Here is a 20810-nt window from a genome sequence, read left to right as displayed (position 1 = left end):
CCTTTATATTTTGTCTTTATAAGAAAATTATCTGATTAAATTACAATTATAAATTATATATCTAATGAGATTGCATTAATATATGCCATCTTTTAACTTTTGGAGAGATCTGTATGACAACAAAAACTATTATTAGTACCGAAAAAGCACCTGCTGCGATTGGTCCTTACTCTCAGGCGGTCAAGGCTGGTAATACTGTGTATATGTCTGGACAGATTCCTCTGAATCCAAGCAGCATGGAAATGGTCACTGAGTCATTCGAAGCCCAGGCTGTACAGGTATTTGAAAACCTGAAGGCTGTCGCTGAAGCCGCCGGTGGTTCACTGGCCGATTGCGTCAAACTGACTATTTTGCTGAGCGATCTGGCTAACTTTGCGCAGGTTAATGAAATCATGCAGCGTTACTTCACTCAGCCCTATCCGGCCCGTGCCGCTTATGCTGTTAAGGCTTTGCCGAAAGATGCAGATATTGAAGTGGAAGCCGTGATGGTATTGGCTGACTAATCAGAAGCTGCGTTAAAGCCTTATCAGGAGCAGTGCATGGCGCGTAATCTCATAGCCCAGGTAGACTTGTCTGCCATACGTCATAACTATCAACTGGCGCGTGCGCAAGCACCTCAGTCGCGTGCGGTTGCCATTATCAAGGCGGATGCTTATGGTCATGGTGCCGTACAGGTGGCCAGGTCACTCGAATCGGATGTGGATGCCTTTGGTGTCGCGGCGATTGAAGAGGCGCTGGAGTTGCGGGATGCTGGCATTACCCGGCCGGTGTTGTTGCTGGAGGGTTTTTTTGAGTCTGAGGAATTACCCTTAATTCAGCAGCAGCAATTCTGGACGGCACTTCATAGTATCGAGCAACTGGAAAAGCTGGAAGCCTACTTGGCAAAGCACCCAGATAGTCGAGGATTGCATATTTGGCTAAAGATTGACTCAGGGATGCACCGTCTCGGTATCGAGCCGTCGCTTGCCGCTGGCGCACTGCAACGCTTGCAGGCGCTTCCTGCGGTTGAACAACTAGTGGTTATGAGCCATTTCGCCTGCGCTGATGAGCCTCAGCGGCCACATACTGAACGTCAGCTACAGCAGATCCATGCTGCCGTAGCGGGTCACTCGGTGGACCTGAGTCTATGTAACTCGGCAGGGGTGATGCACTGGCCTCAGGCGCACCAGCAGTGGTTGCGCCCGGGTATTATGCTGTATGGTGCCAGTCCTTTTGCTGAACCTCAGTCAGTGGCATCCCAACTGCGCCCTGGTATGACGCTGACCACTGAAATCATTGCTGTACGGGAATTACAGGCCGGCGAGTCTGTGGGTTATGGTGCCAGTTGGGTGGCTGAAAAGCCAACCCGTATCGGTACACTGGCTGTTGGCTATGCTGATGGCTATTCCCGGCATGCACCTAGCGGTACACCTGTGTGGCTGAATGGACGACGTGCCGCGCTGGCGGGACGAGTATCTATGGATATGTCGACTATTGACCTGTCGTTACACCCAGAAGCCAAGCCTGGAGATCAGGTGGAACTTTGGGGTACTAATGTAGCAGTCAATGAGGTAGCTGACTGGTGTGGCACTATACCCTACACGCTATTAAGTGGTCTGACGCGGCGGGTAAAGCGGCGCTATGCGGATATTCAGTCATCCTGATACCTGGTCCAGAACAGGCTTGCTACTCAAGGATACGCTGTAGCAAGCGCTTTACCAGCTTCGGTTCGAACGGCTTGTCGACCATGGCATTAACACCGCTCTGGGCTACATTGCTAAGGTAGGCCTGATTGGATTCAGACGTCACCATTAGCACGGGTAAATGAGACAGGGTTTCGTGACTGCGGATATATTCTGTCAGTTGTAGCCCATTCACTTCTGGCATGTTGTAATCGGTCACCACCAGATCAAAAGGCTTTTCAGCCAATATGCTTATAGCTTCTGAGCCATCGGTCGCTTCTTCAAAATGCTGTATGCCCAGATTAGTCAGTACGCGGCGGATCATTTTTCGGGCCATGCGGCTATCATCAACCACCAATACGCGTAAACTTTCGGGATCATAATATTCCAGCGACAGTTCATCGGCTGAGAGTAGATCCAGTGTGGCACTGATGGCTGATTTGAGATTCGCGTTGGTAAAGGGTTTAGGCAGTATGGCGATAACGCCGGATTGACGAAAGCTTTCCAGTTGCTCCCGACGGGTTTCGCTGGATATCAACATAAAAGGCAGTTCGGTGTAACCGGGGGTGTTATGCATCCAGTTGAGCAGATCCTGAGCTGTGCCATCGCTGAAATGCAGCGCGCTGACAATTAGATCAGGTTTGATTCGCTGGACAGAGGCTTTGGCTTCAGCGATTGTGTCTACGCTGTCTATGGCCATTACACCAGCCGAATTGAGTTGCTGGGTAATGATTTTTCGCTGTAACTGCGAAGGCTCAACCAAAAGCAGGTTGAGATGACTAGCCGAAAGTGACCGCATGCTGACCTCATGAATTCCGGACGTTTAAGTCAACAATAGCAGTATGGCTAATTTTTACCAGTCTAGATCGTCAGGTATTTGAAATTGTTCGTATTCGGCTTCCTCCGCCGCGATCTTGTCACGACGCTCGGTATCTTCTTTTATGACTGCACTAGGGTCACGTTGAATGATGCGTTCAGCAATCTCATAAGGCACCAGTTCAAAGCGATCATTGACACAGACCAGAGCTATGCGACGGCCGGCTAACTGGCGTTGCAGGTCGGCATTAATCCAGAGTTGCTTGACCTTGTCCTGGCTGATGAAGTAGTAACGGATATCACCGTCTTTAGGCAGTCGGATGCGGTGTTGATCAACCAGTTGGCGTATCTCAGCCTGGCCAGCACGTTGCACTTGAGCCTGCTTGCGTGCTTCATTGAGCGCGCGATCTTTCTGCAATTTCTCTTGTCGTGCGGCTTCAACGCTGGCCGCGTGCTGGTCATTATCCGGCTTGCTGCCTTGTTTGGATTGCTTACGCTTTTCTAGCTCAACCTGCTTGATCTGTTTTTTGCTGGCGATGCCGGCTTTGAATAACTGATCTTTTAACGAACCTGTCATAACTCACAAACCCTGAAGCACAAAAAATAAAGATGACTTAGTGTAACACGATGCAGGGTATCTGGAATCCTGTTGCCGAGTTTGAAAAATAGTAACAACAGAATTTGCATTCCTGAGCTCGCCTGCTTATACTTCGCGCCGATTCTGTTAATTCAGATCGCTGCGTTATGGTGGCTCTGCCGGTCCTCTCGCAACGATACACCGTGAACCTGGTCAGGCCTGGAAGGGAGCAGCCACAGCGGTCGACTCGTGTGCCGGGATGTGGCTGGTGGAGCTGCCTCCATTACCCCTCGTTTTTATCGTTTAAATACTCGCCTTATATTTTTCTGAATTATCTTTTGTACTTCAATTAATCAGTGATTCAACGGTATAGTGACACGCTTTCGTCGGCCTTGGTGCCAGACGGTCACTTCAAAGCGATACTACCACCCGCCCAAAACTCTGTGCCAGATCAAATTGTAGATAAAAGCTGGGAGTCAAAAATACGTAACCCGGCAGGGCTGGCTGCTAAAGTCTTGGCAACTATTCAGGCTAATCCTGCTTTCCGTGAATTGGCTGCACATTAGTTTTAATAGTAACGCGTAAGCCGACTTTATGCTGGCACCAACGCTTGCGAGGCTGATGGGGTCGGATTTGTCTGACCATCTGCCGCCCGGATGGCGGCAGTTGAGCCCACAGGGATGTGTTTACGGCGTGTCAGACAGATCCGTCCCCAGTGGCCCAAGATCATCATGCCTTTCTCTATAGCACACTTTAACTGTCGTTTTTAAAACCTGATCTATTCGCTACACTGAAGAGTACAAACTTGTGCTGTGGATTTGTCTGCAGTGTCTTGGCTGTTTATGGAACCTTCTGTGAGCCGTCTCCTGATTTTGAACAAAAGAGGTATGTGTAATGGGTTTGCTGGTAGACGGTGAATGGGTTGATCAATGGTACGACACGAAATCATCCGAAGGTCGGTTTGTGCGCAGCGAAGCACAGTTTCGCAACTGGATTACAGCTGATGGTAGTCCTGGGCCTACTGGAGAGGGGGGCTTTAAACCCGAGCCGCAGCGCTATCATTTGTATGTATCCCTGGCCTGTCCCTGGGCACATCGCACGTTGATATTTCGGGCGATTAAGGGGCTGGAGTCATTTATTTCAGTATCTGTAGTGAATCCGTTGATGCGCGAAGATGGTTGGACCTTTGCTGAAGGCGAGGGCGTTGTTGCTGATCCACTGCATCAAGCCGACTATTTGCGTCAGGTCTATACTGCTGAAGATCCGGTGTATACCGGGCGGGTCACTGTACCGGTGCTCTGGGATAAGCAGCAACAGCGAATTGTCAGTAACGAATCGGCTGACATCATCCGTATGCTGAATAGTGCCTTTGATAGTGTTGGTGCAACGTCGGGCGATTACTATCCGCAAGCCTTACGTGAAGAAATCGATCAGATTAACGAGCGGGTATATGACAGCGTGAACAATGGCGTTTATAAAGCCGGGTTTGCTACCACGCAGTCAGCCTATGAAGAAGCGGTGCAACCATTATTTGATACGCTGGATTGGCTTGACGAACAATTATCAACACGTCGCTTTCTACTTGGTGATCAATTGACTGAGGCCGACTGGCGTTTATTTACCACGCTGATTCGCTTTGATGCGGTTTATCATGGGCACTTTAAGTGCAACCTGAAACGGATTGATGATTACCCGCATCTGTGGGGTTATCTCCGTGATTTGTATCAGCAACCGAGCGTCGCGAAGACGGTCAATATGGGCCATATCAAGACCCATTATTATGCTAGTCACACCATGATTAATCCAACGGCCATCGTTCCTGCAGGACCAGTCCAAGACTTTGCTCAACCGCATCAGCGTGAAAATATGTGATGTACAATGTTGCAATGCGGTAAGTGCTTATAGCTTATGCTTATATAGTCTAAAAGAACTAGATAATTACCCCTTAAGAAGCATAGAAGAGGGGTTAAGCTGAGACTATACTGAGCAACCATCCTGACAGCGCGTTCGGCGCTGTCAACTTAATGCTTCCAGAAGTGAAACATCATGACTGCCAGAAAAATAATTATTGGAGTATTGGCTTTTCTGCTGGCTCTATTCAGTACCTCTACCTGGGCTGCCACCGGACCACTTAATTTGACAGCCACTACCGCTGGCTACATCGCTTTGGTGGTGTTTGTGCTGGCGTATATGCTGGTAATGAGTGAAGAAAAACTGCATTTGCGTAAATCTAAACCCGTACTGGTAGCAGCCGGGGTGATCTGGGCTATTGCCGGATGGGTTTATGTTCAGGCTGATTTGGCTGGTGTGCCAGAAGAGGCTTTTAAAGAAACCCTGCTCGAATTCGCTGAGCTGATGCTGTTCCTGTTGGTGGCGATGACCTATATCAACGCTTTGGAAGAGCGGCGGGTGTTTGATGCACTGCGTTCGTGGATGGTGCGCAAAGGATTTAGTTATCGAACGCTGTTCTGGATGACTGGATTGCTGGCCTTTTTTATCTCACCCATTGCCGACAACCTGACCACGGCCTTGTTGATGTGTGCCGTGGTGATGAAAGTGGGTGAGGGCGATAACCGCTTCATTAATCTCTGTTGTATCAATATTGTGGTTGCCGCCAATGCCGGTGGTGCCTTCAGTCCTTTTGGCGATATCACCACCTTGATGGTTTGGCAGGCGGGCCTGGTCCGCTTTGAAGAGTTCCTGGTGCTGTTCATACCTTCGATGGTGAACTTTCTGATTCCTGCCATTATTATGTCTTTCTTTATAGGTGACCAGAAGCCCCAGGTTAAGGATGAGGAAGTAGAGCTGAAAAGGGGAGCAAGACGTATTTTGGTGCTGTTCTTACTCACTATAGCAACCGCTGTTGCCTGCCATATACTGCTGCACTTGCCGCCTGTTCTGGGCATGATGGCCGGTCTTGGCTATCTGCAATTCTTTGGTTACTTCCTGCGTATGACCTTGCCGGGCTCGTTAGCGAAGAAGCGCTTATTAGCCGAGCATGCGGGTGACAAAAAGCGTCTGGAGCGCCTGGGGAGCGTGGTGCCCTTTGACGTTTTCAATCGTGTCGCTCGGGCCGAGTGGGACACTCTGTTGTTCTTTTACGGGGTTATTATGTGTGTTGGCGGACTGGGTTTTATGGGCTATCTGGCGATGATGTCAGAAATACTCTACACCCAGTGGGATGCGACCTATGCCAATATAGCCCTGGGATTTATTTCCGCGGTGATTGATAACATTCCGGTGATGTTTGCGGTGATTACCATGGAACCACATATGTCTCACGGACATTGGTTGCTGATTACGCTTACGGCGGGTGTGGGTGGTAGTTTGCTGTCGGTAGGTTCCGCGGCTGGTGTGGCTCTGATGGGGCAGGCGCGAGGGATTTACACCTTTATGGGCCATCTGCGCTGGATGCCGGCGATACTGCTGGGTTATGTGTCCAGCGTACTGGTACACCTGTGGTTAAATCAGGCGCTGTTCAGCGTGTATTGATCGGTGAATTGCCTGGACTGGGGTAAGACTTGAAGCGGGAGTCATGGTAGGATAACGCCTTTATCAGGGTGACTTGAGAGAGAGCTAAACCCGACTATGAGCTATCAGGTACTGGCGCGAAAATGGCGGCCGCGAAAATTCAGTGAAATGGCTGGGCAAGAGCATGTATTACGTGCTCTGGTGAATGCACTTGATAATGATAGATTGCATCATGCCTATCTGTTTACCGGTACACGGGGGGTGGGGAAAACCTCCATTGCCCGTTTGTTTGCCAAAGCACTGAACTGTGAAGAAGGTGTTTCCTCGACGCCCTGCGGTGTGTGTACGGCTTGCCGGGAGATCGCCGAAGGTCGGTTTGTCGACCTGATTGAGGTGGATGCGGCATCCCGTACCAAGGTAGAGGATACCCGTGAACTGCTGGAGAATGTGCAATATGCGCCTAGTCATGGGCGCTATAAAGTGTACCTGATCGATGAGGTGCACATGCTTTCCAGCAGTTCATTCAATGCGCTGCTGAAAACCCTCGAAGAACCGCCTCCGCATGTCAAATTTCTGTTAGCAACTACCGATCCGCAAAAATTGCCGGTAACGGTCTTGTCTCGTTGCTTGCAGTTTAACCTGAAGAATCTTAGCCCTCAGCGTATTGTTGAGCACCTGCACTATGTGCTCACCGAAGAGCAGCTTAGTTTTGATGAGCCCGCACTTTGGTTGTTGGCCCGCAGTGCCGATGGCTCCATGCGCGATGCCTTGAGCCTGACCGATCAGGCGATTGCGTTTGGTTCAGGCATGGTCTCCGAAGCCGATGTACGCACCATGCTGGGCACCATCGACCAGCGTTTGGTGTATCAGATTTTGACCGCGCTGGCGCAACATGATGCTCGTGGTGTCATGGATGCGGTACAAGCACTTTCCGAATTTAGCCCGGATTACAGCTCTGTGTTGGCGGATTTGGTGAGTCTGTTGCACCGTGTGGCCCTGGCGCAATTACTTCCCGATGCCATCGATAACAGCCTGGGAGATCAGCAGCAGGTCATGGAACTTGCAGCGTTACTGCGTGCTGAAGATATCCAGCTGTATTATCAAATCGGCCTGATGGGACGCAAAGACCTGCCTTATGCACCGGATCTGCGTGAAGGGCTGGAAATGGTGTTGTTACGTATGCTGGCATTTCGTCCGGCTTCTCTGCAGGTGTCAACACCAGCGGCTACGGCTGAGAAATCTATGGCGTCAACAGAGCCAGTTAGTGTCGATTCGGTTAATAGCTCAACCGTTGCAGAGATAGCTGACGCTGCGCCAACAAAACAGGCGGACTCGTTACCGCCCTGGGAAGAACCACCCCCCTGGACTGATGATGAGGTTCCTTCTTCGGCAAAAAAGCCTGAGGCTGCTGATATACCGGCAGCCCAATACAGTGAGCCTGCCGCTGAACCTGAAGTGCTTGTGCCACCGGTTGTCACACCCTCAGTAGCAAGTAGGGAGCCGCCTGTCGTATCACCTCCGGCTGCTGTCTCTGATATGCCTTCGGTGGTTAAAGATGAAGAGCATGAGGTGGCTGTACCCACGAGTCTGACAGCGCTGACTCTAACCGATTGGGTCAGGGTTGCACCGCGGCTGCCACTAACCGGTATGACGGCGAGTATTTGTCGCAATCTATCCCTGGAAGAGGTTGATGCGGAGTCATTATGTTTTCATTATCCACCTGAGCAGGGTGCATTGCTGAATAACACCCAGAAAGAGCGTATTCAGGAAGCGCTGCAGGTGTATTTTAACACTTCACTTGAAATACGTTTTATTCAAGCGGAACAAACACACGAAACACCAGCCCAATACGGTAGTCGTAAAAAAGCGGAACGCCAGGCTGAGGCGGTTATTTCTATGCAGAAGGACCCGTTGGTTCAGCGTATAATTGAACAGTTTTCTGCCGAGCTGGACACAGCTTCTGTCAGACCCATTGATTAGTTGAGGATAGTATTATGATGAAAGGTATGGGCGATATCATGAAGCAAGCCCAAAAAATGCAGGAAGAGATGCAGCGCGCTCAACAGGAAATTGCCAATGCGGAAGTGCAGGGTGAATCCGGAGCCGGGCTAGTCAGTATTGTAATGAACGGCCGTCATGATGTGAAAAGCGTTAGCATTGATAGCAGCCTGATGGAAGAAGATAAAGAGATTCTTGAAGACCTGATTGCGGCGGCGGTGAATGATGCGGTTCGTAAAGTAGAAGCTGAATCGCAGCAGCGCATGGCTCAGGTCACCGGTGGTATGCAGATGCCACCAGGCTTTAAGATGCCTTTCTGATGTCATTCAGTCCGTTGCTTCAGCAGCTGATTAATGCGCTGCGCTATTTACCTGGTGTGGGTCCTAAGTCAGCTCAGCGGATGGCGTTACACCTGCTGGAACGTGATCGTGATAATGCCCGCCAGTTGGCGGAGTCCTTATTGTTAGCAGTAGAAAATATAGGTGAATGTGAACGTTGTCGTACCCTGTCTGAGACGCCGGTGTGTGAAATTTGCACCGATAGTAGCCGTGATACCAGTGTGGTTTGTGTGTTGGAGTCACCGGTTGACCTGCTGGCTATAGAGCAGAGCGGTGGTTTTGGTGGGGTGTATTTTGTACTGAAAGGGCATCTGTCACCCATTGACGGTGTGGGGCCTGAAGACCTGGGTATTCCGCAGTTACTTGAGCGCATCGATCAAGGTGATATCAAAGAGTTGATTCTGGCGACTAATCCGACAGTGGAAGGTGAGGCTACAGCCCACTATATTTCCGGGCAGATTGAGCGTGAGGATATTCGTATCACCCGTATTGCACACGGTGTACCGGTCGGCGGTGAACTGGAATTTGTTGATGGCGGCACACTGGCGCATGCTTTGGCAGGGCGACGTGTGATTGTCAGGGATAAAGCATGACACAGACTACAGAGGCTTATAAGGCTGACCAATTGGAGCTTAGTGCGCGTGATCCTGTGTGGATACGTGATGCGGAAACTCTGTCGAACTACTGTAAGCAGTGGGCAGAATTACCCTTTATTGCTGTCGATACCGAGTTTATGCGGGTGGATACGTTTTATCCTGTGCCGGCCTTGATTCAGGTGGCTGATGAGTACCATTGCTATCTAATCGACCCGCTGAGCATTGATGATATGTCAGCGTTTGCGGCCTTGTTGGCTGATGTGCGCGTGCTTAAGGTGCTGCATGCTGCCAGTGAAGATCTGGAGTTGTTCCGGCACCATTATGGTGTTGTCCCCGAACCCTTGTTGGATACTCAGGTGGCGGCCGCGTTTGCAGGCTGGGGCTTTAGTATGGGGTTACAGCGTATCCTTCAACATGCGCTGGATATTACTCTGGGCAAGGCACATACCCGCTCCGACTGGCTGCAGCGTCCTTTATCTGATGAGCAGATTCTGTATGCGGCACTGGATGTGGCCTACTTGCCAACTATCGCGATACAACTCAAACGTGAGCTTGAAGCCAGTGGCCGCTACGAGTGGATGTTGGATGAGTGTCGTATGCTGGGTCAGGCTTCCCGGGATAATGACCCAGGTGGGCTTGAATATTACCGGCGCTTCACGCAGTTGAATATCAGCTCAGAGGTTACTCTGGCTGGCTTGCGTGACTTGTCTGCTTGGCGAGAAAATCTGTGTCGTGAACGCAATCTTTGCCGTCCCCATGTACTGAGAAATGAGCACCTACTGAAAATTATAGAATGCTGGCCGCAAAATCTGGAGCAGTTAAATGCCTTAGGTTTATTGCGCCGCCAGAATCTAAAAACGGATGGTGCTGCGATTATAGCTGTTCTGTCACAGGCTGAAGCATCGGCTCAACAAAACCCACCCGAGCCGATTAATTTGCCTCTGCATATATACCACAGTGCGACTCTGAAACGTCTCAAGGCCATTGGGCGTGATGTGGCGAAGCAGCAGCAGATTATGCCGGAGCTGCTCATACGCCGTCGTGATCTGGAAAAATTGATTAATTCCAAAGATGATCAGGGGCATTTTCATCTGCCGGAAACGCTGAGTGGCTGGCGTAAGACGCTGATTGGTGATCAGTTGTTGAAGGCTTTGGAAACACAACAAGACGCAAGAGAGACTGCATGTTAGTTTGTTCGATATACCGTAGTTCACGCAAGGATGAGATGTACCTTTATGTTGATAAGCGAGAGGGTCTGAAATCTGTGCCAGATGCCCTGATTGAAATGTTTGGTAAAGCCCAGCATATTATGGATATGCCGATCATAAAGGGGCGCAAGTTGGCGCGTGTTGAGGTAGATAGTGTGCTGGAGTCAATCCGTGAAAAGGGCTATTTTCTGCAGCTGCCACCGCCTAAAGAGGATTATCTGTTGGACTTGTACCCTAATCGTCCTGAAACAGGCGTGCGCTGATTTTGGCTCAGGAAGTCTTCTGGCAGCGAAAAACGCTGAACGAGATGACCACGCCAGAGTGGGAATCTTTGTGCGATGGCTGCGCACTTTGTTGCTTACACAAGGTCGAGGATGAGGATACCGATGAGGTATTTTACACCACGGTAGTGTGCCATCTGCTGGATGATCAAACTTGTCAGTGCACGCGCTATAGTGAGCGTACCCGCTTGGTGCCTTCCTGTGTGCAACTGCGTCCAGAAGATGTATCTGAGTTCCATTGGTTGCCACCCAGTTGTGCCTATCGTTTGGTGCATGAGCGCAAGCCTTTGCCTGAATGGCATCCGCTGCTCAGTGGTGATCCGGCATCGGTAATTAATGCGGCTGCGTCGGTCCTGAGCGTTTATGAGGTCAAGGACGATGAGATCGAAGAGGATGATCTCATTGACTATGTGGTCGAAGAGGCGGTATTTTTTCGTTCAAAAGGCTGAGGCTTTATCCTGCCCCAACCTTTCTTTGCAATATAATCCGTACATCCTGTACATAAAAAAAGCATCCGAAGATGCTTTTTTTAGCTCAGTTCAGGCAGCTAATCAGTTGTTCTGATTATTGGCAGCCATCTGCTGTTTGATCAGATCACCGATGGTGGTCGGACCTGGTACATCAACTTCCTGGTTGCGAACAGCGCTGATAGCGGCTTTTTCTTCCGCTTGATCTTTTGCTTTGATCGACAGGCTGATGACGCGGTTGCGACGGTCAACGTTGATGATCTTGGCTTCGACAGCGTCGCCTTCTTTCAGGATGCTGGTAGCGTCTTCGATGCGCTCAGCAGACAGTTCAGAGACTTTCAGCTGCGCTTCAACGCCTTCTGCCAGCTCTACAACTGCACCTTTAGCATCAACACTCTTCACAGTACCGTTAACGATGGTGCCTTTTTCATTTGCAGCCGCAAATTCAGCAAATGGATCGCTTTCCAGCTGTTTAACGCCCAGAGAGATACGCTCTTTCTCAGCATCAATAGACAGGATGACCGCTTCAACTTCGTCGCCTTTCTTGAACTGACGCAGTGCAGTTTCAGCATCCGCTTCCCAAGAAATGTCAGACATGTGAACCAGACCGTCCAGATCGTTATCCAGACCAACAAAGATACCGAAATCAGTAATGGTCTTGATAGTACCCTGGACTTTGTCACCGGCAGCGAACTGCTCAGAGAAAGAGATCCATGGGTTGATGGTGCACTGCTTGATGCCCAGAGAAATACGACGACGCTCTTCATCAACGTCCAGAATCATCACTTCAACTTCATCACCGATCTGAACGATCTTAGATGGGTGGATGTTCTTGTTAGTCCAAGACATTTCAGAAACGTGAACCAGACCTTCAACGCCGTCTTCGATAGAAGCGAAGCAGCCGTAATCAGTCAGATTGGTTACACGTGCAGCGGTTTTAGTACCGGCTGGGTAACGGTTTTTGATCGCTTCCCATGGATCTTCAGACAGCTGTTTCAGGCCTAGAGAGATACGACCAGATTCTTTGTCAAACTTGATGATGCGAACAGAGATTTCATCACCTGGATTCAGCATTTCGCTTGGGTGAGAAATACGCTTCCAAGCCATGTCGGTGATGTGCAGCAAGCCGTCTACACCACCCAGATCGATAAAGGCACCGTAGTTGGTCAGGTTCTTAACGAAACCTTTAGCTACCTGGCCTTCTTCCAGAGTCGCCAGCAGCTCATCGCGTTGAGCGCTGTTGGCTTCCTGCATAACCGCACGACGTGAAACGACGATGTTGTTACGCTTAGGATCCAGCTTGATCAGTTTGAATTCCAGTTCCTTGCCTTCAAGGTGATCAACGTCGCGAACCGGACGTACATCTACCAGTGAACCAGGCAGGAAGCCTTGGATATTGTTGACAGTGACAGTGAAGCCACCTTTGACTTTACCGGAGATGTAACCAGTAACGGTTTCTTCGGCGTCAAATTTGCTCTGAAGAACTTCCCAGGCTTCTGAACGCTTGGCTTTCTCGCGTGACAGACGTGTTTCACCAAAGCCATCTTCAACGGCTTCCAGGGCTACTTTAACAGTGTCGCCAAGCTTGATTTCAAGTTCGTTGTTGTCGTTCAGAAACTGAGAGCGTGGAATAACCGCTTCAGATTTCAGGCCGGCATTGACGGTTACCCAGTCGCTGTCGATATCAACGACTTCGCCTGTAACCAGGGTGCCTGGAGTCATATCCAGAGATAGCAGGGATTCTTCAAAAAGATCAGCAAAGCTTTCGCTCATGAAATTGTCCTATAGTTCGCTGCAAGAGGTGCAGCTTCCAGCCTGTATCGCCAGTTATACAGGGTCGGTTATCAGTCATCGCTTTCCTGACACTAAACTGGCGAAGATGTCAGAACTACGAAAAAAGAGGTCAAATTATACAGAGGATTGAGCCGAGTGAACAGGGGCTGAGCAAAAAATGCGCAATCAGAGTAGATTGGCCATATTGTTGTGTAAGGCTTCTCGCAACTCTCGTTGACAGGGTGGTAAAACCACATCCAGATCTTCTTGAATAATAGTTGGTAAACGGTGCTGCTCTGGGTTGCCAAAGTAATCACGAATTTCCCGTTCTTCATCGAAGTCATTTGCGGCCAATTGAATGGCATCACCGACACAAAACATGAAGGCTGGCAGGAAATCCACCACAATTTCTGTACGTTGAACGGCATCCAGCATCAGTTGGTTGGCTTCAACAAAGCGCTGATATTCCATACGGCCAGCCGCCGCCATGATTTCCAGGCGAAAGTTACTGAAGCGTTGTGCATCAGCGGATTGCCGAAGGTAGGTGTGTAACATGCGCTCAACGCGCTCCAGCTCTTGGGAAAAATTTTCCGGCATAAAGTAGGCGGCCATGCGCCGATCTTCTTCATAGGTCTCAAGCTGCGCTTCTAATGCTTCAATCTGCTGTCTAAGAGTACGGTTTTCAATAATTAGATTTTCCCGGTCGCGGACCAGGCTATGCACTACGCGTTCATTGGGTGTCAGATTTTCTGTACCAAAGGTTGAGGGTAGTTGGGTTTCACCGAGAAACCCTTCAGAGGTCTCAAATTGTGAAGTGCCTTTAAGATCAAAGCCGAACTTTTCCAAATCAACCTGGTTTTTGGCAAATTGCTGTTGAGCTAACTGATAGGCAAAAAATAACAGTACCGCAAGCAGCAGTACCCCTAGGGGTACTGCCACAAACAAGAGTAATTTTTTTTTGTTCCGGGGCTTTTTTTGTTCGTTTTGCTCCGGTGAGGGGTTTTTTTCCTCAGTTGCCATTCACTGTACGATCCATTGCTTGTGCCGTTTGGGACAGGTGCAGATCTATGAAGTCCACCATAATTTCGGCGGTTTCCATTAGGATGGATTCAGCTTCTGGATTGATGGGGCGGCCCTGTGAGTCTTTAGGCAGCAGATCATCCAGTTCACTTAACTGACGTATAGGGGGTTCATCCTTAGCCATACGGCGTTGGTTTTCCGTATCAACCTGCCACTGCTCCACTTCATCACGCAGCGCACGTACTTCGTTGATGTTTAACGGTAGCTGAGTTTGTTGACGCTGTTCCTTGCTGCGTTCTACCTGTTTGTTCATGAAGGTAAAGTCTGGATCATTGGCGATACGTGCTTCATGACGGCTGATCAGTTCTTCCAGGAATGGAGACAGGCTTGGGAAGCGTCCATGACGCACTGGATGTACAGTGTCCCAAGGCAGGGCTCCTTCGAGTGCACTTTCACCGATTTCCTCTTCATCAAACAGTGTTGGAAAGAGAATATGAGGCTGTACACCTTCATTTTGAGTACTTTCTCCGGAAATGCGGTAGAACTTGGCATGGGTCAGCTTCATCTGGCCATGCTCAAGTGGCAGCAACGTTTGTACTGTGCCTTTGCCAAAGGTGCGGCTACCGACAACTAATCCGCGGTTATAGTCCTGAATAGCACCTGCAAATATTTCTGATGCTGATGCACTCAAACGATTAACAATCACCGCCATCGGACCATTCCAGGCAACTTTGGGATCAAAATCGCCCAGAATATCTACACGGCCGCTGGCATCACGGATCTGTACAGTGGGGCCCCGACTGATAAACAGGCCGGTCAGCTCATTGGCTTCACGTAGCGAGCCACCACCATTATTGCGAAGATCGACAATCAGCGAGTCAATGTTCTCGTCTTTCAGTTCTTCAATGAGCTTTTCTACATCCCGCGTGGTGCTTTTGTACTCGGGATCGCCAGCCTGCATGGCGGTAAAGTCAATGTAAAAGGCGGGGATTTCAATAACGCCTACCCGGTAAGGCTGACCATTACGTTGCAGGTCAAGCAGGCGCTTCTGCGCGGCTTGCTCCTCAAGTCTGACCTTGTCCCTGACAATGGTAATAATGCGGCGTGCGCTCCGATCTATTGAGTCGGCCGGAATGATCTGCAATCTTACTGTGCTTTCACGTGGCCCTCTGATGAGATTAACAACCTCATCCAGACGCCAGCCGACTACATCCTGCATTGGACCTTCGGCATCCTGACCTACGCCGACGATGGTGTCAGAGGTGCGAAGTTGTCCGGCGCGATCAGCTGGACCACCAGGCACCAGGCGCACAACCTTGGTATGTTCATCTTCTCCTTGAAGTACCGCACCAATACCTTCCAGCGACAAACTCATGTTGATTTGAAAGTTTTCCTGGTTACGGGGTGACAGATACTGGCTGTGAGGATCAAACTCATGTGCAATTGCGTTGGCATAACGTTCAAATACGTCTTCATTGTTGGTCTGAGCCAGACGATTTTGTTGGTTTTCATAGCGTTGAATCAGGGTTTCGCGAGCCTCAGCAACTGTTTGATCGGCCAGTTTCAGACTGATCAGAGCGTTTTTCAGACGCTTGTACCAGAGCTCATCCATCTCTTCTGTTGTCTGCACCCAGTCCGCTTCACTACGGTCTGTCTCTATGCTGTCATGGGTATTGAAGTCAAAACTATGAGACTCATCCTGAAGTAGATTGAGCATGTACTCCAGGCGTTCTATTTGGCGCTGATGAAAGCGGTTATAGATGGCAAAGCCTGTTTGACTGCTTCCCGTCAGAATTTCCAGGCCGATCGCTTCGCGCGCGTGCTCAAATTCGCGGACATCGGCTTGGTAAAAATAAATTCGGGAGGAATCCAGGTCTTTAAGGTAGCGCTCAAAAATATCCGATGAGAGCTCCTCATCCATTTTTTTACCACTGTAGTGATTATGCTGCAGGGCTGAAATAACATTTAGAAGGGCTTCTTCATGTTGTGGTTCAGCCGCATAGCGTGCCTGTACCGGGCCTACAGCAAGCAATAATGCCAATACAAGGCCGGTCAGCAGGGGTTTAAATGTAAATCTGGTCATGGTCTGGGTAATTCCTGATTAGTCCATCTGCGGATTAAGACACCGTTTTTGTTACGGAGTTTCCTTGCCTTTTGGTTCTATATTACCGGATGTGCCAGTGTAGTCATCGGCTGGACTAATGTAAAATTGAGTTCAATGTAGTTTTTAATGATGGAGTGGTCTGTGAGCAACGATATTAACAAGGCAGTATTCAACCAGGCTCTGCTGGAGTTTCTGGATGCTTCACCAACACCTTTCCATGCAGTGCGTCAAATGTCAGACATACTGGACCGCTCAGGGTTTCAGGCCCTGGATGAGAAGGCTGTCTGGCAATTAGCCCCCGGTTCTGGCTATTACACAGTGCGTAATGGCTCATCAATCATCGCCTGGCGTCAACCGATCAACTATAAAGGTTTTTCGCAGGGATTACGGTTTACTGGCGCACATACGGATTCACCCTGTCTGAAGGTTAAACCCCAGCCGGAAATGCTGCGCCAAGGTTATTTTCAGCTTGGCGTGGAAGTCTATGGTGGGGTGTTGTTGAATCCTTGGTTTGATCGCGATCTGTCGTTAGCCGGAAGAGTTACCGTGCGTAACACGCAAGGTCAGCTTGCTAGTCATCTGATCAACTTCAAAAAACCGGTGGCCATAATTCCCAGCTTGGCTATTCATCTCGATCGGGAAGCCAATTCTGCTCGCAGTATCAATGCACAGACATTTTTGCCGCCGATTCTCGGGCAGTTGTCGAGCAAGGCCGATTTCCGTGCCTTGTTAAAGCAGCATCTTGCCGATCAGGGTGTGGATGATCTGGACACTGTGTTGGATTATGAGCTGGCATTTTATGATTGTCACAAAGCGGCCTTGGTTGGGTTGAATCAGGAGCTTATCTGTTCGGCTCGGTTGGACAATCTGTTGAGTTGTTTTATTGGATTACAGGCTTTGCTGGCTGCTGATGCTGGTCCCGGTCAGGTTTTGATCTGTAACGACCATGAAGAGGTAGGTAGTGCCAGTGCCTGTGGAGCACAGGGACCGATGCTGACTCAGTGGCTGGAGCGCATTCTGCCAACTGAGGTTAACCGCTACGAAGTGTTGGCTAACTCGTTGTTTGTCTCAGCAGACAACGCGCATGGTGTGCATCCTAATTTTGCTGAGCGTCATGATGATAACCATGGTCCAATATTGAACAAGGGGCCAGTAATTAAAATGAACGCTAATCAGCGCTATGCCAGTAACAGTGAGACCAGTGCCGTGTTTAGACATCTGGCCGAGCAGGTAGGTGTATCGGTGCAGAGTTTTGTGGTGCGCAGTGATCAGGGCTGTGGCAGTACCATCGGCCCGATTATTGCCACGGAAACCGGTATACCAACCGTTGATGTCGGTGTTCCCCAGTTTGCCATGCATTCGATTCGTGAAACCGCTGGCAGTGATGATGCTTGGTGTCTTGCCCGAGTGTTGCAGCGGTTTTATCAGACCCGAGATCTGCGGGTCTAGTCGTTACTCTCTCGACGCGTAACACGTATGCGGGGTTTGAGGTCAAGGTTCTGGCGGTAAATTTCCAGTTCCTCCTCCGTTTCCAGGCCACTCATTAGACGGTGGCTGTCAGGGTCATAACAGTTGATTAGTTCATCTTTAATGGTTTTTGACCAAACGGGAACACCGACAAAGTAGCCTGCACGGCCAATTGCATGCGCGGCGACTGGCGCGGTGATTAAAATAAAGATAATCACCGCCAGGCTTTTTGCAAATACCACCGCATCGAAGAAGTGGAAGCTGGCAGCAATCATCATCAAGGTGATACCCAATGCGCCGGCTTTAGTGCTGGCATGCATGCGGGTGAGCAAATCAGGTAAGCGAAGTACTCCGACAGCCGCCAGGAGAATAAACAGTGAGCTGGTTAGCATCAGGATTTTTATAATCCACTCAATCATCTCGTGGACCTCCTCGTTCCAGAAAGCGGGCAAAGCCTATCGCGGCCAGAAAAGCTGTGAGCGCTGCGACGATGGCAACATCAATAAAGCTGGCTGTATCTGTATAAATGGCATAGGCACCGATAATTGCGACTATGACAGATGCAAACAGCTCCAGCGCCACCACACGGTCAGGCAATGTCGGACCTAGAATCAGGCGGATAAAAATTAATATCAATGCCAAACTTAGAATGGCAAAGGTTAGGTAAATGACAAATTGCACACTTCCTCCAGTAAACATCGGTTAACGCAGGATCTCAAGAACCCGGCGCTCCATCTCTTTGAGGCTGTTACGGACCGCTTGTTCATCGTCAAGGAACATCGCATGAATAAACAGTACCCGGCGGTCATCAGAGACATCAAGGCTGAGTGTGCCGGGTGTGAGTGAGATCAGATTAGCCACCATGGTGATCTCCATTTCTGTTCGTGCTTCTAGTGGCATGGCAATCACACCGGGTTTCATGTGCCATATCGGCGTCACAATATCGAAAGCTACTTTGAGGTTTGCCATAATCAGTTCTTTAAAGAAAAAGCAGATAAAGCGGAGCAGACGTGGCAAGCGACTGGTGTAGCCGCGCAGCAGTGGAATCTGGCGTTGCATTATTCCAAGTACCATATAACCCACCACCAGGCCAGCAAACAGATTGATGCCACTAAGATCACCTGTCAGCATCACCCAGATGAGTGCCAGCAGCAGGTTCCACATAAAGGCCATCATGGTTTCACCCCCAATACCGCTTCAATGTAGCCGGTAGGATTCAGCAACTGTTGTGCTGACATTTCCGCCATCAGATAGATGGGTTGGCCGTTTAGGCCGATAAACAGGGTGCAGGCGGCCAGAAGAATGACCGGCAGATAAAGCGCAGCGAGTGAAGGGGTCATGACCTGATCCAAACCACTGCCATCGGTTTCTTCAGGTAACTTTTTCCAGAACACTTCTGCCCAGATTTTAATCATGGAATAGAGGGTCAACAAACCGACTAACAGTGCGATACCCGTTACCACCCAGGCTTCAGCTTCAATGCCTGCACGTATGATAATAAATTTGGCAAAAAAACCGGAAAGGGGTGGTAAACCCGCCAGAGAAAGGGCCGGTACCAGAAATAAAACGCTTAAGACCGGGCGGGATTTATAAATACCACCGAGCTTTTTCAAATCATAGGTACCGAGTAAGCGGTGTGCAATACCGCTGATCAGGAACAGATTCGTTTTCACAATGATATGGTGCATGATGTAAAACACCCCACCAATGATGGCCAGCGGTGTATAGAGTGCCAGCCCAAGAATCATATAGCCGATCTGGCTGACAATATGGAATGACAGTATACGCCGAAATTCAAATTGTGCCGCCGCTCCCAGTACCCCTGTGAGCATGGTGAATGCAGCCACCCAGAGTAAAATATTATGGGTAAATTCCGGGCTCTGGTTGAAAATCAGCGTAAACACCCGAAATAACGCATAGACCCCGACTTTGGTTAACAGCCCGGCAAACAGTGCTGATACTGCGACAGGGCCGGTATGGTAGGAAGCTGGTAGCCAGAAAAACAGCGGGAAAGCGGCAGCCTTGATACCAAATGCCACCATAAACATCACCGCGATAACATCCACCATGCCGGTATCTTCGGCCTGAGAGAGTTTCACCGCAATATCAGCCATATTCAGCGTGCCGACTAGGCCATACAGTAAGCCAACTGCACTGAGAAAAATCGCCGAAGACAGCAGGTTCAGGGTGACATATTTAACCGCTCCCTCCATCTGAGCACGCTCACCACCTAAGATCAGTAGTGCGAAAGAGGCCACCAGCATCACTTCAAACCAGACATACAGGTTGAAGATATCACCGGTCAGAAAAGAGCCAGCAACACCGGCCAGCAGCAAATGCATCAGCGGGTAATAGCCAAAGCGTTCATGGCTTGCGGAGGCTGAAGACAGGGAGTAAACGGCAATAGCCACGGCCATCATCCCGGTTAAAACCACCATGATGGCACTGAGCATGTCCGCTACCAGTGTGATGCCATAGGGGGCGACCCAGCCGCCCATGTACATAACCACATGCCCCTGATCCAGTACGCTACTCAGTAACCAGATACTGGATGCCAGTAGCGCGATACTACCCACTACGGAGAGAATTTTTTGGACAATATTAGAGCGCCAGGCGAGCAGTGTTAGCGTACCTGTCATTAATGGAATAATAATCGGCAGAGCGACTTCAGGGCTCACGTATCGGTATCCTTCATCTGATCCAGGTTGTCTGTATGAATGATGCTATAAGCCCGGTGGATGAGTACCACCGAAAATGCCAGTACGCCAAAGGCTATAACGATGGCCGTCAGTATCAAGGCCTGTGGCAGAGGGTCGGCAATGATGCCATCAGGCTGCATAGCACCCACCGGAATCAAGGGTGGTGCACCCCGGGTCATACCGGCTGACGTGAAAATCAGCAGGTTGGCGGCATTGGACAGTAACATCAAGCCAATAACCAGTTTGACGATGCTACGTCTTAGCATCATATAAATGGCGGCGGCGTACAGGCAGCCGACAACTATGGCCATTACCGGTTCCATGTTATCTCCTG

22 protein-coding genes and 1 other RNA gene are annotated in these 20810 nt (G+C 49.8%); 12 read left to right on the top strand and 11 right to left on the bottom strand.

Going from position 1 to position 20810, the window contains the following annotated elements:
• Positions 1-113 precede the first annotated feature (113 nt).
• Together ACN0R1_RS00605 and alr are read left to right on the top strand one after the other, a co-directional pair.
• On the top strand, positions 114-503 hold the full coding sequence (locus ACN0R1_RS00605) for a RidA family protein (RefSeq protein ID WP_417578863.1): 390 nt from the start codon (positions 114-116) through the stop codon (positions 501-503).
• A 36-nt stretch (positions 504-539) separates the two neighbouring features.
• The gene (alr, locus tag ACN0R1_RS00600) at positions 540-1643 is read left to right on the top strand and encodes an alanine racemase (RefSeq protein WP_417578861.1); all 1104 of its coding nucleotides are present in this window, start codon (positions 540-542) and stop codon (positions 1641-1643) included.
• A 22-nt stretch (positions 1644-1665) separates the two neighbouring features.
• On the opposite strand, the gene ACN0R1_RS00595 is transcribed toward alr, so the two are convergent.
• A complete protein-coding gene (locus ACN0R1_RS00595) occupies positions 1666-2460 on the bottom strand; it encodes a response regulator (protein ID WP_417578859.1) in 795 nt (264 codons plus the stop codon).
• 54 nt (positions 2461-2514) lie between these two features.
• Complete coding sequence (locus tag ACN0R1_RS00590; protein WP_417578857.1) at positions 2515-3054, bottom strand: DUF2058 domain-containing protein; 540 nt, start codon at positions 3052-3054, stop codon at positions 2515-2517.
• 177 nt (positions 3055-3231) lie between these two features.
• On the opposite strand from ACN0R1_RS00590, the gene ffs reads away from it, so the two are divergent.
• An RNA gene (gene ffs, locus ACN0R1_RS00585) (signal recognition particle sRNA small type) lies at positions 3232-3328 on the top strand.
• Between the two features lie 318 nt (positions 3329-3646).
• Here ffs and ACN0R1_RS00580 read toward each other — a convergent pair.
• Entirely contained in the window at positions 3647-3787 is a 141-nt protein-coding gene (locus tag ACN0R1_RS00580; protein WP_417578855.1) for a hypothetical protein, read from the bottom strand.
• Between the two features lie 161 nt (positions 3788-3948).
• Between ACN0R1_RS00580 and ACN0R1_RS00575 the strand changes: the two genes are divergently transcribed.
• From ACN0R1_RS00575 to ACN0R1_RS00540, 8 genes are all read left to right on the top strand, one after another.
• A complete protein-coding gene (locus ACN0R1_RS00575; protein WP_417578853.1) occupies positions 3949-4926 on the top strand; it encodes a glutathione S-transferase family protein in 978 nt (325 codons plus the stop codon).
• Positions 4927-5100: 174 nt separating this feature from the next.
• Positions 5101-6546, top strand: a complete 1446-nt coding sequence (gene nhaD, locus ACN0R1_RS00570; RefSeq protein WP_417578851.1) for a sodium:proton antiporter NhaD — start codon at positions 5101-5103, stop codon at positions 6544-6546.
• 96 nt (positions 6547-6642) lie between these two features.
• Entirely contained in the window at positions 6643-8505 is a 1863-nt protein-coding gene (dnaX, locus tag ACN0R1_RS00565) for a DNA polymerase III subunit gamma/tau (RefSeq protein WP_417578849.1), read from the top strand.
• Between the two features lie 14 nt (positions 8506-8519).
• On the top strand, positions 8520-8843 hold the full coding sequence (locus ACN0R1_RS00560) for a YbaB/EbfC family nucleoid-associated protein (protein WP_417578847.1): 324 nt from the start codon (positions 8520-8522) through the stop codon (positions 8841-8843).
• Positions 8843-9454: a recombination mediator RecR gene (gene recR / locus ACN0R1_RS00555; protein ID WP_417578845.1), complete on the top strand. Its 612-nt coding sequence runs from the start codon at positions 8843-8845 to the stop codon at positions 9452-9454. The genes ACN0R1_RS00560 and recR overlap by 1 nt, the downstream gene beginning before the upstream one ends.
• Entirely contained in the window at positions 9451-10647 is a 1197-nt protein-coding gene (gene rnd, locus ACN0R1_RS00550) for a ribonuclease D (RefSeq protein ID WP_417578843.1), read from the top strand. The genes recR and rnd overlap by 4 nt, the downstream gene beginning before the upstream one ends.
• On the top strand, positions 10641-10928 hold the full coding sequence (locus ACN0R1_RS00545) for a YcgL domain-containing protein (protein WP_417578841.1): 288 nt from the start codon (positions 10641-10643) through the stop codon (positions 10926-10928). Before rnd ends, ACN0R1_RS00545 begins: the two co-directional genes overlap by 7 nt.
• A gap of 2 nt (positions 10929-10930) precedes the next feature.
• A complete protein-coding gene (locus tag ACN0R1_RS00540; RefSeq protein WP_417578839.1) occupies positions 10931-11395 on the top strand; it encodes a YcgN family cysteine cluster protein in 465 nt (154 codons plus the stop codon).
• 102 nt (positions 11396-11497) lie between these two features.
• On the opposite strand, the gene rpsA is transcribed toward ACN0R1_RS00540, so the two are convergent.
• From rpsA to ACN0R1_RS00525, 3 genes are all read right to left on the bottom strand, one after another.
• A complete protein-coding gene (rpsA, locus tag ACN0R1_RS00535; protein WP_417578838.1) occupies positions 11498-13186 on the bottom strand; it encodes a 30S ribosomal protein S1 in 1689 nt (562 codons plus the stop codon).
• A gap of 186 nt (positions 13187-13372) precedes the next feature.
• Entirely contained in the window at positions 13373-14206 is an 834-nt protein-coding gene (locus ACN0R1_RS00530; RefSeq protein ID WP_417578836.1) for a hypothetical protein, read from the bottom strand.
• Positions 14196-16289: a carboxy terminal-processing peptidase gene (locus ACN0R1_RS00525; protein WP_417578834.1), complete on the bottom strand. Its 2094-nt coding sequence runs from the start codon at positions 16287-16289 to the stop codon at positions 14196-14198. The genes ACN0R1_RS00530 and ACN0R1_RS00525 overlap by 11 nt, the downstream gene beginning before the upstream one ends.
• 174 nt (positions 16290-16463) lie before the next feature.
• Here ACN0R1_RS00525 and ACN0R1_RS00520 point away from each other — a divergent pair, with 174 nt between their 5' ends.
• Positions 16464-17759, top strand: a complete 1296-nt coding sequence (locus ACN0R1_RS00520; RefSeq protein ID WP_417579427.1) for a M18 family aminopeptidase — start codon at positions 16464-16466, stop codon at positions 17757-17759.
• Here the strand turns inward: ACN0R1_RS00520 and mnhG are convergent.
• The 5 genes from mnhG to ACN0R1_RS00495 are packed head-to-tail and all read right to left on the bottom strand — an operon-like array spanning position 17756 to position 20799.
• The gene (mnhG, locus tag ACN0R1_RS00515; protein WP_417578832.1) at positions 17756-18196 is read right to left on the bottom strand and encodes a monovalent cation/H(+) antiporter subunit G; all 441 of its coding nucleotides are present in this window, start codon (positions 18194-18196) and stop codon (positions 17756-17758) included. The genes ACN0R1_RS00520 and mnhG overlap by 4 nt on opposite strands.
• A complete protein-coding gene (locus tag ACN0R1_RS00510) occupies positions 18189-18476 on the bottom strand; it encodes a monovalent cation/H+ antiporter complex subunit F (protein WP_417578830.1) in 288 nt (95 codons plus the stop codon). The genes mnhG and ACN0R1_RS00510 overlap by 8 nt, the downstream gene beginning before the upstream one ends.
• A 3-nt stretch (positions 18477-18479) precedes the next feature.
• Positions 18480-18953 carry a Na+/H+ antiporter subunit E gene (locus ACN0R1_RS00505; protein WP_417578828.1) on the bottom strand — a complete coding sequence of 158 codons (474 nt, stop codon included), beginning with the start codon at positions 18951-18953 and terminating at the stop codon, positions 18480-18482.
• Entirely contained in the window at positions 18950-20455 is a 1506-nt protein-coding gene (locus ACN0R1_RS00500; RefSeq protein ID WP_417578826.1) for a Na+/H+ antiporter subunit D, read from the bottom strand. Before ACN0R1_RS00500 ends, ACN0R1_RS00505 begins: the two co-directional genes overlap by 4 nt.
• Complete coding sequence (locus ACN0R1_RS00495; RefSeq protein ID WP_417578824.1) at positions 20452-20799, bottom strand: Na+/H+ antiporter subunit C; 348 nt, start codon at positions 20797-20799, stop codon at positions 20452-20454. The genes ACN0R1_RS00500 and ACN0R1_RS00495 overlap by 4 nt, the downstream gene beginning before the upstream one ends.
• Between the last annotated feature and the right edge of the window lie 11 nt (positions 20800-20810).

Origin of the sequence: Nitrincola sp., from assembly GCF_048264025.1 — a bacterium.
GTDB lineage: Bacteria > Pseudomonadota > Gammaproteobacteria > Pseudomonadales > Balneatricaceae > Nitrincola.
The sequence above is the reverse complement of the archived record's forward strand: the minus strand, read 5'-3'. Positions and strand labels throughout refer to the sequence as shown.

Coding starts and splice junctions, on each gene's coding strand:
- ACN0R1_RS00530 (WP_417578836.1), bottom strand. CDS start 14,206: ATGGCAACTGAGGAAAAAAACCCCTCACCGGAGCAAAACGAACAAAAA.
- ACN0R1_RS00510 (WP_417578830.1), bottom strand. CDS start 18,476: ATGTTTACTGGAGGAAGTGTGCAATTTGTCATTTACCTAACCTTTGCC.
- ACN0R1_RS00505 (WP_417578828.1), bottom strand. CDS start 18,953: ATGATGGCCTTTATGTGGAACCTGCTGCTGGCACTCATCTGGGTGATG.
- ACN0R1_RS00495 (WP_417578824.1), bottom strand. CDS start 20,799: ATGGAACCGGTAATGGCCATAGTTGTCGGCTGCCTGTACGCCGCCGCC.
- ACN0R1_RS00605 (WP_417578863.1), top strand. CDS start 114: ATGACAACAAAAACTATTATTAGTACCGAAAAAGCACCTGCTGCGATT.
- ACN0R1_RS00580 (WP_417578855.1), bottom strand. CDS start 3,787: ATGATGATCTTGGGCCACTGGGGACGGATCTGTCTGACACGCCGTAAA.
- ACN0R1_RS00560 (WP_417578847.1), top strand. CDS start 8,520: ATGATGAAAGGTATGGGCGATATCATGAAGCAAGCCCAAAAAATGCAG.
- alr (WP_417578861.1), top strand. CDS start 540: ATGGCGCGTAATCTCATAGCCCAGGTAGACTTGTCTGCCATACGTCAT.
- mnhG (WP_417578832.1), bottom strand. CDS start 18,196: ATGATTGAGTGGATTATAAAAATCCTGATGCTAACCAGCTCACTGTTT.
- rpsA (WP_417578838.1), bottom strand. CDS start 13,186: ATGAGCGAAAGCTTTGCTGATCTTTTTGAAGAATCCCTGCTATCTCTG.
- dnaX (WP_417578849.1), top strand. CDS start 6,643: ATGAGCTATCAGGTACTGGCGCGAAAATGGCGGCCGCGAAAATTCAGT.
- ACN0R1_RS00595 (WP_417578859.1), bottom strand. CDS start 2,460: ATGCGGTCACTTTCGGCTAGTCATCTCAACCTGCTTTTGGTTGAGCCT.
- ACN0R1_RS00545 (WP_417578841.1), top strand. CDS start 10,641: ATGTTAGTTTGTTCGATATACCGTAGTTCACGCAAGGATGAGATGTAC.
- ACN0R1_RS00575 (WP_417578853.1), top strand. CDS start 3,949: ATGGGTTTGCTGGTAGACGGTGAATGGGTTGATCAATGGTACGACACG.
- nhaD (WP_417578851.1), top strand. CDS start 5,101: ATGACTGCCAGAAAAATAATTATTGGAGTATTGGCTTTTCTGCTGGCT.
- recR (WP_417578845.1), top strand. CDS start 8,843: ATGTCATTCAGTCCGTTGCTTCAGCAGCTGATTAATGCGCTGCGCTAT.
- ACN0R1_RS00525 (WP_417578834.1), bottom strand. CDS start 16,289: ATGACCAGATTTACATTTAAACCCCTGCTGACCGGCCTTGTATTGGCA.
- ACN0R1_RS00590 (WP_417578857.1), bottom strand. CDS start 3,054: ATGACAGGTTCGTTAAAAGATCAGTTATTCAAAGCCGGCATCGCCAGC.
- rnd (WP_417578843.1), top strand. CDS start 9,451: ATGACACAGACTACAGAGGCTTATAAGGCTGACCAATTGGAGCTTAGT.